This window comes from Plebeiibacterium sediminum, from assembly GCF_026013605.1.
GTDB lineage: Bacteria > Bacteroidota > Bacteroidia > Bacteroidales > Marinilabiliaceae > Saccharicrinis > Saccharicrinis sediminus.
On record NZ_JAPDPJ010000397.1, the window covers coordinates 1 to 336 of the forward strand.

Consider the following 336-nt stretch of genomic DNA (forward strand, 5'->3'; position numbering starts at 1 on the left):
AAAGAAACCGAAGGAAACAGAACTTATATATACGATGAAGATGAAAAGTACGTGATTGTACTGGAGCCTTTAAGAAAGATAAATGAGTATTATTTATTATCTGCTTATCATGTAAGAGGCAAGGATGCAGCTCGTAATAAATTTAGAAAAAAGTATAAACGAAAGCTAAACGAAGTGCTATAAAACGCAAAAAACGCAAAGCTTCGAGGCTTGCGTTTTTCGATTTCCTTCCTCCGAACGGTAGGATGAACTCGGTACAAATATAAACTAGAAAAAGCGTTTAAACAAGGTTTTCTTGTATAATTTTAAACTGATAAAATATGCAATTGATATTTC

The 336-nt window shown here is 32.4% G+C and carries 1 protein-coding gene; it reads left to right on the plus strand.

What is annotated here, in order from left to right; genetic code table 11:
- A partial coding sequence (locus tag OM075_RS25930; protein WP_301193431.1) for a hypothetical protein occupies positions 1 to 183 on the plus strand: 183 nt, incomplete at its 5' end.
- Positions 184 to 336 lie beyond the last annotated feature (153 nt).